This is a genomic window from Lactobacillus delbrueckii subsp. delbrueckii DSM 20074 = JCM 1012 (genome assembly GCF_001433875.1).
GTDB classification, from domain to species: domain Bacteria; phylum Bacillota; class Bacilli; order Lactobacillales; family Lactobacillaceae; genus Lactobacillus; species Lactobacillus delbrueckii.
The window spans coordinates 1-205 of the sequence record NZ_AZCR01000186.1 but is presented as its reverse complement, the minus strand read 5'-3'; the positions used below and the strand labels follow the sequence as shown (position 1 = coordinate 205).

Genomic DNA, 205 nt, shown 5'->3' with positions numbered 1-205 from the left:
TTTTCACCATATTCATTGCCGCTGCTGCAGGAAAGCAGGGTGGCAAGCCCCTTGTCAATGCCGATTGCCTTCTTTGAATCAGTGCTGTAACACTTGCTAGAGATCAGCTTATGAACTTCAAGGCGCTGCTTGATGCGGTCAAGCACCACTGTGATATCGCCGGTGCGTGGATAACTCCACGGACTGGTCATCTCTACAGAAAACT

Annotated in this window: 1 pseudogene; it reads right to left on the bottom strand. The window is 49.8% G+C overall.

The features are described from left to right. A pseudogene (locus FD23_RS09590) lies at positions 1 to 205 on the bottom strand (RNA-guided endonuclease TnpB family protein); the annotation flags it as partial.